The following is a 12,608-nucleotide window of genomic DNA, read 5'->3' on the forward strand; positions in this document are numbered from 1 at the left end:
CGTGCGATTATGTGGTGCCAACGTTAACGAGCGATGGTGGTATCGGAAGTTAACGGAGCCTTGCCCAGCACCAGGATGTTCTCGGGCGTACCGCGAAGCTCGGTGTTGGTGGGAACCACGTTGTTCTTGTCCAGGATGGCGTTCTCAACACGGGCGCCGCTCTTGATGATGCAGCTCTGGTTGATGATCGAGTTGGTCACCGAGGCGCCTTCCTCGATCACAACGCCGCGCGACAGGATCGAGTTGCGCACGGTGCCCTTGATGATGCAGCCGGCCGAGATGATCGAGTTGCAGGCGTGGCTGCCGGTCGCGTAACGCGAAGGCGGCACGTCGTGGGCCTTGGTCAGGATCGGGCGCTCGGGGTCAAAGAGCTGATCGGCCACGGTCTGGTCGAGCAGGTCCATGCTGCGACGATACAGCGACTTCTCGCTAAACACGCCCACGACCTCGCCCTTGTACTTGTAGCTGCACACGTCGATGTTGCCAAAGTCGCCCTGGAGCGCCTCGAGCAGGTCCAGATAGTCGGCGGCTTGGTAGTGGTCGATGATCTGGAGCAGTGTCTCGCGGTTGACGATGCAGCAGTCCATAGAGGCGTTGTCGCCGTACGCGACGCCGGCGCTCACGCCCGTCAGGCGGCCGTTCTCGTTGATATCGAGCTTGGTCTCGTCTTCGACGTTGTGCGTGGCCTTGCAGTACACCACGGTCATCTGGGCACCGGATTTCTCGTGCGCCTCGATGATGGTGTTGAGGTCCATGTTAAAGATGACATTGGTACCCATCATCACAACATAGGGCTTGTCCGAGCGCTGGAACAGCGTCTTGTTGGAGATGATGTCGCGGAGCAAGAAGCGCATGCCGCCCTTGGTGGTGCCATACGCGTTGCCGGGCACCATGAACAGGCCGCCGTTCTTGCGGTCCAGGCCCCAGTCCTTGCCCGAGCCCACGTGGTCGATCAGCGAGCGGTAGTTGCCCGGCATGACAACGCCGACGGTCTTAATGCCGGCATTCATCATGTTGGACAGCGGAAAGTCGATCAGGCGGTAGCGGCCCAAAAACGGAACGGACGCGATGGGGCGATCCTTGAGCAGCACGCTGCCGTAGGTCGAAGAGTAGTTAGCGGTGATATAGCCGATGGCCTTGCGATTGATCATCGGATCATTCCCCCTTCCCGACAACGACGTCATTTCCAACGACGGCCGTATCCTTGGTGGTATCGACAGAGCCGAGCTTCACGCCCTCTTCGACCGTGGAGTTCTCGCCCAAAATAGCGCGGCAAATGTGCGCGCCGCTCTTAACATGCGCACCCGGCAGCAGCACGGAGTCCTCGACCACGGCGCGCTCCTCGATGATGACATCGGTCGAAAGGATCGAGTGGCGAGCGGTGCCGTAGATCTTGCAACCATTGGAGACCAGGCAGTCGTCCAGGCGACCGTCCGGGCCAATGTAGTGCGGCGGACGCGTGGTGATGTTGGACATGATGGGGAAGCTCTTGTCAAACAGATCGAACTCGGGGTTGTTGCCCAGCAGGTCCATCGAGGTCTCGTGGAAGCTGGCGATGGTGCCAACATCCTTCCAGAAGCCGTGGAACTCGTAGCTGTACAGGCGCTTGTTCTCGCCGAGCAGCTTGGGGATGATGTCCTTGCCAAAGTCGTGGCTCGAGCGCTGGTCCAGAGCGTCCTCCTCGAGCGCCTTGACCAGCACGTCGGCCGAGAAGATGTAGATGCCCATGGACGCGAGGTTCGAATCGGGCTTCTCGGGCTTCTCCGTGAACTTGGTGATGCGGCCGTCCTCGGGGTCGGTGGTCAGGATGCCAAAGCGGCTAGCCTCCTCCCACGGCACGGGCATAACGCTCACCGTGAGGTCGGCGTTGTTCTCAATGTGCGTCTTGAGCATCTTGCGGTAGTCCATGCGATACAGATGATCGCCCGAAAGAATCAGGACGTACTTGGGGTCGTTGGACTTGATGTAGTCGAGGTTCTGCGTGATGGCGTCGGCCGTGCCCGCATACCATGCGCCACCGGTTTGCGTCTCGTACGGCGGCAGGATCGACACGCCACCGTCGCGGCTGTCCAGATCCCACGCCTCGCCAGAGCCCACGTAGGCATGCAGCAGGTAGGGACGATACTGCGTCAGAACGCCCACCGTGTCGATGCCCGAATTGGAGCAGTTAGACAGCGAAAAGTCGATAATGCGGAACTTGCCACCAAAGCTAACCGCCGGTTTAGCGATCTTTTGGGTGAGTGCCCCCAATCGGCTTCCCTGTCCTCCTGCGAGGAGCATCGCGATGCATTCTTTCTTACTCATCGATTTCTCCTTCTGTCATCGATGTTCCTAAACCCATTAGCGACGGGCGCGGCGCTCGGTCGCGCCCGTCGAGTAATGCCGTGCGGCAAAGGGAACTCGCGGCCTTTAAGCGTGCCAGATCTCGTCGCGGTACTCGCGAATGGTGCGGTCACTCGAGAACCAGCCGCTCGAGGCGGTGTTGAGCAGGGCCTTGCGGTTCCAGGTCTCCTGGTCGCCATAGCTGCCCGTGAGCTTCTCCCATGCATCCACGTAGCTGCGGAAGTCTGCCATGACCAGATCGGGGTCGTTGTTGTTCATAAGCTCGTTGTAGATGCTCTCAAAGTTGCCCGAAAGGCCGGCAAACGTGTTGTCCTTGAGCTCATCCATCACGCGGCCCAGACGTTCGCGATCATTGTTGAGCGTATCCCACGCAAAGTAGCTGTTCGATGCCCAGAGCTGCTCGACCTCGGGAGCGGTCAGGCCAAAGATCGCCTCGTTCTCGCGGCCGGCCAAATCGGCGATTTCGATGTTGGCGCCGTCGAGGGTGCCCAGCGTAATGGCGCCGTTCATCATGAGCTTCATGTTGGACGTGCCCGAGGCCTCCTTGCCAGCTGTGGAAATCTGCTCCGAAATCTCGGCGGCAGGGTAGATGAGCTGTGCGTTGCTCACGCGGAAGTTGGGGATAAAGCAGACCTTCATGACTTCGTTGACGCGCGGGTCGTTGTTGATGACCTCGGCCACCGAGTTGATCAGGCGGATGGTCTCCTTGGCAAAGGTGTAGCTCGAGGCAGCCTTGCCGCTAAAGATAAAGGTCGTCGGTGTCACGTGGAAGTTGGGATTGGCGATGCGACGGTTGTAGATGTCCATCACCTTCATGATGTTCATGAGCTGGCGCTTGTAGGCATGAAAACGCTTTACCTGAACATCGAAGACGGTGTTGGGGTCAATAACCAGACCGGTCTCTGCCTTAACGTAGGCGGCAAGACGCTCCTTATTGGTGCGCTTGGAGGCACCCACGGCCTTCAGGAACTCGGTGTCGTTCTGAAAACCTTTAAGTTTCTCCAGCTCAAAGGCGTCCTTCAGCCAGCCGTCGCCAATGGCCTCGGTCACGAGCTTGGCGTAGGTGGGGTTGGCCTCGGCAAAGAAGCGACGGTGCGAGATGCCGTTGGTCTTGTTGTTGAACTTCTCGGGCGTCAGGGCATAGAAGTCCTTGAGCACATTGTTCTTAATGATATCGGAGTGAATCTTGGCCACGCCGTTGACGCTGTGGCTGCAGATCACGGACAGGTTGGCCATGCGAACCTCGCCGTCCCATAGGATGGCGGTCTGGCGCAGACGCTCCTGCCAGCCCTCCTGCGTAGTATCGAACGACTCATGCCAACGACGGCTGATCTCGTCGATGATCTGGTACACACGGGGGAGGAGCTTGGAGAACGTGCCGATGGGCCATTTTTCCAGGGCCTCGGGCAGGATGGTGTGGTTGGTGTAGCTCACGACCTGCGTCACGATGTTCCAGGCGTCATCCCACTCGAGCTTCTTCTCGTCGATGAGGATGCGCATGAGCTCGGGGCCGCACATGGCGGGGTGCGTATCGTTGGTGTGGATGGCCACAAACTGCGGCAGCAGCTCCCAGTTCGCGCCGTGCTCCTTCTCAAAGGTGTCGAGCAGGCTATAGATACCGGCCGAGACAAACAGGTATTCCTGCTTCAGACGCAGCAGACGGCCGTGCTCGCCGGCGTCGTTGGGGTAGAGGATGGCGCTGATGGCCTCGGCCTCGGCGCGCTCGGCGTCGGCCAGGGCGTAGTCGCCGCGGTTGAAGGCCTCCAAATCGAAGTGCTCCTCGACCGGCTCAGCGGCCCAGACGCGCAGCTTGTTGACGGTCTCGCCGGCATAGCCCACCACGGGGATGTCATAAGGGACGGCCAGGATGTCCTGCGTGTCCACGGTTCGATAGAACGTGCGGCCGTTCTCCTCAAAGCCCTCGACGCGGCCACCAAACTTAATGGTCACGGCCTTGTCCTGACGACGGACCTCCCAGGGATAGCCGTTGGTGAGCCACTCGTCGGTGGTTTCGACCTGGCTGCCATTGACGATCTCCTGTTTAAACAGGCCGTAGCGGTAGCGCATGCCGTTGCCGTAGCCGGCAATGCCCTCGGCTGCCATGGAATCCAGGAAGCATGCGGCCAGACGACCCAGGCCACCGTTGCCCAGCGCCGGATCGGGCTCCTGGCTCTCGATGACGGACAGGTCAAGGCCCATATCGTCGAGCGCCTCGGCGACCATGTCGCGCACGCCAAAGTTGAGCAGGTAGTTGTCGAGCAGGCGGCCGATCAAAAACTCGATCGAGAAGTAGTACACACGCTTCTTGCCCTCGGCGGTGGCGCGGGCGTCGCTCTTGGTGGCAACGGTGCGGGCCTTCTCGGCCACGAGCTTGGCCAGGGCGTTAAAGCGATCCAGGTCGCTGGCGGCCTCGACGCTCTTGCCGCTAATGCTCATGACGGCATCGCGATAGAGCTCGGTAAACTCCTGCTTGTTGTCGAAGATCTTATTCATACGTTCCTTCCCCCGGGGATGTTTCTCCCGGAACGGCTGTGACTTGTATCCTACGCCCCCGCGGGGCGGGAAATTACAGTGGTAACGCCTTTGTTACGCATCCTTAGGTGACGACTTAACAGAAGCAGACTTGGCTTTGGTAGCGGCCTTTTTGGCAGCCGGCTTCTTGGTCGCGGTAGCCTTGGCAGTGGGCTTTGCGGCGGCCTTAGCCTTGGCCTTGGTCGTCGTGGCCTTTGCCTTGGCCGGAGCCTTCTTGGCGGCCGCTGGCTTGGGCTTTACCGAGGACGCACGCTTGCGGGTCGCCTTCTTGGGCTCCTCGACCACGGGCGGCTTATAGCTGCTGGGGCCGCGACGCTTAAGCACCACGCCTGCCAGGCTGGGCACCTTAATCTCGATGGAGTCCATCTGCCCGTTCCAGGGATAGGGCTCGCTCGAGCAGGTGTAGGGCTCCTCGCCAGCATAGCCGCTGCCGCCAAACTCGGGACGGTCGGAGTCAAAGATGACCTCCCAGTCGCCCTCACGCGGCACGCCCACACGGAAGCTCTCGTAGGCCGCCGGATCAAAGTTGATCAGGATCACGAGGTCGTCATCGACGTTCTCGCCCTGACGCACAAAGCTCACGATGGACTGCTTGGAGTTGTCCGCGTCGATCCAGGTAAAGCCGTCGTCGTTGTAGCCGCGCTCGTACAGGGCGGGCTCGGCGGTATACAGGTGGTTGAGCGCCTTAATGAACGCCTGATGGTGTGCATGGGTCTCATACTGCTCGGTCAAGAACCACTGAATAGATTCGTAGTAGCGCCACTCGATAAACTGGCCGATCTCGTTGCCCATAAAGTTGAGCTTGGCACCGGGGTGCGTCATCTGGTAGAAGGCGAGCGTGCGAAGGCCGGCAAACTGGCGCCACCAGTCACCCGGCATGCGGCCGATGAGCGAGCACTTGCCGTGCACGACCTCGTCATGGCTCAGCGGGCAGATAAAGTTCTCGGTAAAGGCGTACATAATGGAGAACGTGAGCAAGCCATGGTTGCCGGGGCGCCACGGAAAATCGGTCTGCATGTAGTGCAGGGTGTCGTTCATCCAGCCCATGTCCCACTTGTAGTGGAAGCCCAGACCGCCGTCCTGCGGCGGATAGGTCACAAGCGGCCAGGCGGTGGACTCCTCGGCCATCATCATCACGTCGGGGTAGTGCGCCTCAACAGCGCAGTTGACCTGACGGATAAACGCGCTGGCGTCCAGGTCCTCCTCGGTACCGTACTTGTTGAACTTCTTTTGGCCAGGATCGTCAATGCCAAAGTTGAGGTACAGCATGCTGGACACGCCGTCCATGCGAATGCCGTCCACATGGAAGTTCTCGATCCAGTACAGCACGTTGGAGACCAAGAAGGAGCGGACCTCGCCGCGGGCGAAGTCAAACTTGTGCGTGCCCCAGTTGGGGTGAATCTCGTGCTCAAACAGCATGTGGCCGTTAAAGGTGGCAAGGCCGTGGGAGTCGGCGCAAAAACCGCCGGGCACCCAGTCCATAATCACGCCTATGCCCGCCTCGTGGCACGCATCGATAAAGTGCATGAGCTGCTGCGGGTTGCCGTAGCGTGACGTGGCGGCAAAGTAGCCGGTCGTCTGGTAGCCCCAGGAGCCATCGAAGGGGTGCTCCATAAGCGGCATGACCTCGATATGCGTGTAGCCCATATCGCGCACGTAGTCCACGAGCTCCACCGACAGGTCGTCGTAGGTGTAAAACTCGCCGCGCTGCGCAGGGAAGGGGTCCATGGGACCGGGGTAGTTGCCGTACTCGTCCGGCTCGCCCTGTGGCTCGTCTCCGTGGCGCTTCCACGAGCCAATATGCACCTCGTAGATGTTGAGCGGCTGCGACATGTGGTTGTGGCCGGCGCGGCGCTTGAGCCACGCGGCGTCGTTCCACTGGTAGCCATCGAGGGTCCACAGCACGCTCGCCGTTCCCGGAGGGCACTCGGCCTTAAAGGCGTACGGATCGGCCTTGTAGAGCTTTTCGCCCTCGTTGGTCTCGATGAGGTATTTATAGAGCTGGCCCTGCTCGGCGCCAGGAATAAAGCCTTCCCAGATAGCGCTCGTGTGTACGGGCACCAGCGGGTTGGCTTGTTCGTCCCAATTGTTAAATTCACCGATAACGTGGACGCTCTTAACGTCGGGCGCCCAAACGCAAAAACGCCAGCCGCGCGTGCGCTGCTGCGTGTCGGGATGCGCGCCCATCTTTTCCCAGCTGCGCTCCCACATTCCAATGCCAAACAGATAGACATCGTCCTTGGTGAGCTCCGGTGCGTGCGGGGCGGCTTTACGGGTAGCGGGCTTTTTGGTTGCTGGCTTTAGCTTTGTATCGCTCACGTTTGATCCCATCATGACGCGGCAGCGTGTTGCCTTGGTGACTAGATGCGAAAGGTCCAAGGCTGCACGAATCGAAGGGACGGCGATAGCTCTATGAGTCGTCCCACCTCGCGTGCACGGTGGAACTTTCGGCAAAAACCACAATAACACCTGTCCGTTACTTTTATGGACGAAAGTGGATTTACGGTGGCGTTTAATCGGTGAGCGCCATGTTTATGCCACTGACAGAATTGCGATGGTAAAACTCTTGACAGTTTTACCAATTAGGGTTTCAAGATTTTTAGATTTACGTTTGGTAAAACGTTTTTAGCAGGTTGTTTACCATTTGACATTGAAAGGTTTGCGAATGAACCACACAGCCGCCTCTAATGTTGCTTTAATTTTTGATTGCGACGGCACACTGGTAAATAGCACCCCCGTTTGGGCCTATGCCCAGCCCGAACTATTGCGGCGTCACGGCATTGATGTAACGGTCGACGATTTTGCCCAGTTTGAGCATTTGTCGCTCGAGGACGAGTGCCAGGCCTACCACGACACGTGGGGCATTGGCGAAAATGGCGAGGAGCTGTATCGCGAGCTGAGCGACATCCTGATCGATGGCTACTCCAAAGTGCCGCCGCGCGAGGGGCTCCTGGCATTTTTGGAGCAGGCGAAATTGGCCGGCATTGCTATGTGCGTGGCCACGTCCACGCCGGCCGAGCTGGTACAGTCCGCACTCGCGGGTGCGGGGCTCGACGCCTATATGGAGTTTATTACCACGACGGGCGAGGCGGGCCGCTCCAAGCAGTTCCCCGATGTGTACGAGCTGGCGCTGCGCCGCCTTGAGGAGTGCCACGGGCACCAGTTTGAGCGCGCGTGGGTGTTTGAGGACGCCGTCTTTGGCCTTAAGAGCTCTGGCACTGCAGGCTTTAAGCGGGTGGGCATTTATGACCCACACGGCCGTATGGAGCGCGACGAGGTTCGCGATAACTGCGATATCTTTATCGATAGCTATGAGGACCTGGATCTGGCCCGTGTGCTTGCGTTTAAGGGCTAGGCGAGGGCCGTGGCTTGCAAAGTATTAGTTGTTTGCGGCTCACCGGTGGTGGCGAGCGCGGATCTGTTGCGTCGACTAGCGGGGGAGTGCGACCACGTTGTCGCCGTGGACCGCGGGCTCGATGCACTGCTGGGCGCTGGCCTGGGTTGCGACGTGTATGTAGGAGATGCCGACACGGTGAGCGACACCGGTCGCGCGTTGGTCGATGCCGCCGAGGCCTTTGAGGTAGAGCGCCACGACCCCTACAAGGACTATACCGATCTAGCGTTGGCGCTCGATTCGGTCCGCCGTCGCTGGCCGGGTGCCGAGGTGGTTGCGACCTGCGCCACCGGCGGCCGCCCCGACATGGCCCTGTCTGTGTTAGGGCTACTGGCAGGCTACGAGGATGCCCCCATTTGGATTGCCGAGGACAAGGTGGTCGCCCGCATCCTTCACGCAGGCGAGTCGTGGACCATCGAGGGTGCCGAGGGCAAGACGTTCTCCATCATCGCCATAGCCCCTGGGACAGTAGTAAGCGAACACGGTCTCGAGTGGGAGCTAGACCACAGCCCTCTAGGCCTGTTAGCTGACACGGGCATCTCTAATGTCGTAAGGAAAACGGCCAAGATTCAAGTCCACCAAGGAACGGCAATCGCCTACCTCTACAAGTAAGGTGCCGCGGCGTGAGGGTTTTATCGGGACGGTTGGCGAGTAGGCAATCGCCGCGTGAGGGTTTTATCGGGACGGCGGGCGAGCAGGCAATCGCCGCGTGAGGGTTTTATCGGGACGGTGTGCGAGCAGGCAATCGCCGCGTGAGGGTTTTATCGGGACGGTGGGCGAGCAGGCAGTCGCCGCGTGAGGGTTTTATCGGGACGGTGGGTTAATTGACTGATTTTGCCGAAGTCAAAATCAGTCAATTCAGCCCCGTCCCAGGAAAACCCGTAAGGCAGGGCAACAACCCAAAAAAGTCCTTGCATCAAAGGAAATCTTCCCCTATAGTATCTCCTCGTCACGGGGGCGTAGCTCAGCTGGGAGAGCGCTTGACTGGCAGTCAAGAGGTCAGGGGTTCGATCCCCCTCGTCTCCACCATCGTGAATGCAAAGGCCTTCGGTAAACCGAAGGCCTTTTTTCATACGTGTCCACACTACAAACCAAAGTGACGCTCGCATCAACCTGTAAAAAGTTGCGCAATTACCTCCCCGTTTTGTACAAAGTTTGTTAGCCAAACATAATAGTTTGAGCAATTCACGCCGCCAGTAATACAACTCAGGCAGTGTTCAGCAACCCATACACCCCTATAAACCTGCGGCAATGTGTGCAAGGCGGCACAATATCCCCCATAACCACGGCAAGTAACCAATATGTTGCTCAACATACCCCAAAACGTATGGGCTACCTGCTGTGCTAGGATAAATAACGTTACATGGGTTCAACTGTGTTCACGGCTCCAACAAGCCGCAAAGCACGGGGTCGATCGGCATCCGGCCGTAACGGCGGTGCCAGAAAAACCACGAGCTCCAATAGTCGTCATGCGTTTCGCATCGAAAGGCTTTGTTTTGTCTACGGGCAAGCTGTTCTTTCGATTCGATATTCCATGACAAATCGCAGCAGTCCTACAGCTGTTTGCGTGCGATCCAGTTTTGTTCCCGCTTGACTGGATCGCACGCAGCCAGCTGGGGTCGCGGTCATTTTGCGATACACGTCCGCGACTCTAGCAACTGCACTTATACATACCGTTCACGGTGGGGCAGAGCCACGCGCTTGTCTAACTGGGCTCAGGGTTTGAATATGGAGCGCCTTCGCGCACAAGCGCCCTGGCGAAGCCATACCTAAACCCCGTGAGCCACACGTAAGACAGCAAGGGGGTGGTGCTCGTGTGGTATGTGATCCAAGTCATTAATGGTCGCGAAGATGTAATGCGCGAGCGCATTGAGCGCATGGTGCCGGCTGGCACCATTCAAGAGCTCTTTTATCCCCAATTTCAAACCGAGATCAAGGTACACGGCGAATGGGTCAATACGACCAAGCCGCTCTTTCCCGGTTATCTTATCTGCGATACGGCAGATCCCCGCACCGTGCAACAGTATCTGCTGCGCATGGACGACTTTGCCCGGGTGCTATCCCAGGACGGTCAGTTTGTGCCGCTGGCAAAAGAAGAGGTCCAGCTTATTGGAAGCTTTACTCATGCGGGAGACCGCGTTGTGCCAATGAGCGAGGCCTTAAAAGACGGCGACCAGGTCGTAGTGACGGCTGGTCCGTTGCTGGGCCACGAAGGCCTTATCAAAACCATTAACAGACGCAAGAGCACTGCTTATTTGGAGCTCGACCTGTGCGGCCGACGCGTAACTACACGCGTCGGCCTTGCCGTGCTTTCAGCCGAGCAGCGCGCAATGCGAAACCTTAAAAAGGCGATCGCCTAGCTGCAGGCGACTGTTTAACGGGACAGGGAGGATCCCCGGGGGCGGGGACGTAAACAACGGGATTAATAGGGATGAGAAGAGCTAATTTGAACACTGAATCAAAGAGTGCAAAGCAAAAGGGGAAGCTGAGCGCCTTCGAACCGTACGCGCTGATGGCCTATGACTTTGCAGCGACCTTTTTCGCGGTGTTTATTGCGTCGTGGGGAACGCAGCATTGGGCATCATTTAGCGGGGCTGCGGGCGCATTTCCGGCAGTTACTGTGCTCGCGGTTATCAACGTCATCGTATTTTGGTTTTTCCACATGTATAGCAGCCTGTGGCGCTATGCGAGCATTTCCGAAGCCGGACGTATTGTTGCCGCGGTAACTGTCGGTTCTATTATCGGCGATGTGATCTTTAGCGCACTCTTTGGCAAGGGCATGTCGCTTCGCGAGGACGTCATGGCGTGGGCCATTTTGGTCATTATCTGCGGTGGTGGCCGTTTTGGTATTCGCGCTATGTATGGCAGTCAGCTCTGGCGTTTTAAAAGCAAGTCCGACGCTCATCTGCCTCGCACACTCATCGTCGGAGCTGGCGAGACCGGATCGCTCACTATCAAGCGTATGCTCAACGGAGATCCCGATATGATCGGTGACCCTGTTGCCGTTGTGGATGACGACCCCAATAAGCAGAACCAGCGCATTCACGATATTAAGGTTTGCGGCACCTGCGAGGACATTCCCGCTATTGCACACGATTGCGAGGCAGAGCAGATTGTCGTAGCCGTACCGAGCGCCACGCATGAAGAACGTCAGCGTATTTACGACCTGTGCATGAAGACAGGTCTTAGGGTCCTCACACTCCCTAATGTTCGCGATATTCCACAGGATGGTGTAGGCAGGGTTGCTCTTCGTGAGGTCGAGATCAGCGACCTGCTTTCTCGTGAGGAGAAGTCGCTTGACCTTAACCAGATGGGCTACGTTACCGGTAAGCGCATTTTGGTCACGGGCGGCGGCGGATCTATTGGCTCAGAGCTTGTACGTCAGCTGCTTCCGGCAAAGCCTGCGCAAATCGTGTTGTTTGACATTTACGAGAACACTACCTACGAGCTGTATCACGACATCGTCAAGACCGCTCATGATCAAGGCACCGATATCCAAGTCTTTATCGGCTCCATTACGCATCTCCCAGCGATTGCCAAGGTCTTTGAGAAGTACCATCCTCAAGTTGTTTTCCACGCTGCAGCCCACAAGCACGTTCCTCTTATGGAACACAACGCCCGCGAGGCAATTGAGAACAACGTCTTTGGCACGCTCAACGTCGTGCGCCTTGCCGACAAGTACCAGTGCAGCCACTACGTACAGATTTCTACCGATAAGGCTGTTAATCCCACTAACGTAATGGGCGCCACCAAGCGTATGGACGAGATGATCGTCCAGTATTACGCGGCCAACAGTAAGACGATCTTTACCGCTGTCCGTTTTGGCAATGTTCTGGGCAGTCACGGATCGGTCATCCCGCTGTTTAAGCGCCAGCTTCGCGAGGGTGGCCCTATCACCATTACGCACAAGGACATCACGCGTTACTTCATGACCATCCCCGAGGCAAGCAAACTGGTCATTACTGCCGGTGCTTTGGCACATGGCGGTGAGATCTTTGTTTTGGACATGGGTGAACCGGTCAAGATCTACGACCTTGCCGTGAACCTCATCACGCTTAGCGGTCTTAAGCCTGGCAAAGACATCGAGATTAAAGAAGTCGGCCTGCGTCCTGGCGAAAAGATGTACGAGGAGCTCCTTATGGACAACGAGCAACTCCTGCCTACCGAGCACTCCGAGATTCGCATTTCCACAGCTGAGGCCGACAAGATGGAAGAGATCAAAGACAAGCTCGAGAAGCTTCATGACTGTCTCGACAAGGACAACGACACGGTTAAGTCCGCTCTCGCCGAGGTTGTCCCTACGTATCATCCGCAGTTTAACGATTAGGGATAAGGGGCC

General features: G+C 58.0%; 8 protein-coding genes and 1 tRNA gene. 5 read left to right on the forward strand and 4 right to left on the reverse strand.

Annotation, left to right across the window (positions count from 1 at the left end; translation table 11 throughout):
- Positions 1-23: 23 nt before the first annotated feature.
- The 4 genes from glgD to glgB form a co-directional block, all read right to left on the reverse strand.
- On the reverse strand, positions 24-1,151 hold the full coding sequence (gene glgD, locus ACTNDJ_RS03860; RefSeq protein WP_441083371.1) for a glucose-1-phosphate adenylyltransferase subunit GlgD: 1,128 nt from the start codon (positions 1,149-1,151) through the stop codon (positions 24-26).
- Between the two features lie 4 nt (positions 1,152-1,155).
- Positions 1,156-2,304 carry a glucose-1-phosphate adenylyltransferase gene (locus ACTNDJ_RS03865; RefSeq protein ID WP_441083372.1) on the reverse strand — a complete coding sequence of 383 codons (1,149 nt, stop codon included), beginning with the start codon at positions 2,302-2,304 and terminating at the stop codon, positions 1,156-1,158.
- A 105-nt stretch (positions 2,305-2,409) separates the two neighbouring features.
- Positions 2,410-4,836 (reverse strand): glycogen/starch/alpha-glucan phosphorylase, encoded by a 2,427-nt coding sequence (locus ACTNDJ_RS03870; protein ID WP_441048450.1) that lies wholly within the window; start codon positions 4,834-4,836, stop codon positions 2,410-2,412.
- A 93-nt stretch (positions 4,837-4,929) separates the two neighbouring features.
- On the reverse strand, positions 4,930-7,209 hold the full coding sequence (gene glgB / locus ACTNDJ_RS03875; RefSeq protein WP_441083410.1) for a 1,4-alpha-glucan branching protein GlgB: 2,280 nt from the start codon (positions 7,207-7,209) through the stop codon (positions 4,930-4,932).
- A gap of 331 nt (positions 7,210-7,540) precedes the next feature.
- Here glgB and ACTNDJ_RS03880 point away from each other — a divergent pair, with 331 nt between their 5' ends.
- From ACTNDJ_RS03880 to ACTNDJ_RS03900, 5 genes are all read left to right on the forward strand, one after another.
- Positions 7,541-8,230 (forward strand): HAD family hydrolase, encoded by a 690-nt coding sequence (locus ACTNDJ_RS03880; RefSeq protein WP_441083373.1) that lies wholly within the window; start codon positions 7,541-7,543, stop codon positions 8,228-8,230.
- Positions 8,231-8,239: 9 nt separating this feature from the next.
- Positions 8,240-8,881, forward strand: coding sequence for a thiamine diphosphokinase (locus tag ACTNDJ_RS03885; protein WP_441083374.1), 642 nt, complete (start codon positions 8,240-8,242; stop codon positions 8,879-8,881).
- A 341-nt stretch (positions 8,882-9,222) separates the two neighbouring features.
- Positions 9,223-9,298 (forward strand) — tRNA-Ala (locus tag ACTNDJ_RS03890).
- A 785-nt stretch (positions 9,299-10,083) separates the two neighbouring features.
- Positions 10,084-10,629, forward strand: coding sequence for an antiterminator LoaP (gene loaP / locus ACTNDJ_RS03895; protein WP_441083375.1), 546 nt, complete (start codon positions 10,084-10,086; stop codon positions 10,627-10,629).
- A gap of 86 nt (positions 10,630-10,715) precedes the next feature.
- Positions 10,716-12,596: a polysaccharide biosynthesis protein gene (locus tag ACTNDJ_RS03900; RefSeq protein WP_441083376.1), complete on the forward strand. Its 1,881-nt coding sequence runs from the start codon at positions 10,716-10,718 to the stop codon at positions 12,594-12,596.
- Positions 12,597-12,608: the final 12 nt, after the last annotated feature.

Origin of the sequence: Collinsella sp. HCP3S3_D1, assembly GCF_052064015.1 — a bacterium.
GTDB lineage: Bacteria > Actinomycetota > Coriobacteriia > Coriobacteriales > Coriobacteriaceae > Collinsella.

Excerpts from the sequence above, each read along its gene's own strand:
- glgD (WP_441083371.1), bottom strand. The coding sequence starts at position 1,151 with ATGATCAATCGCAAGGCCATCGGCTATATCACCGCTAACTACTCTTCG.
- ACTNDJ_RS03865 (WP_441083372.1), bottom strand. The coding sequence starts at position 2,304 with ATGAGTAAGAAAGAATGCATCGCGATGCTCCTCGCAGGAGGACAGGGA.
- ACTNDJ_RS03870 (WP_441048450.1), bottom strand. The coding sequence starts at position 4,836 with ATGAATAAGATCTTCGACAACAAGCAGGAGTTTACCGAGCTCTATCGC.
- glgB (WP_441083410.1), bottom strand. The coding sequence starts at position 7,209 with ATGATGGGATCAAACGTGAGCGATACAAAGCTAAAGCCAGCAACCAAA.
- ACTNDJ_RS03880 (WP_441083373.1), top strand. The coding sequence starts at position 7,541 with ATGAACCACACAGCCGCCTCTAATGTTGCTTTAATTTTTGATTGCGAC.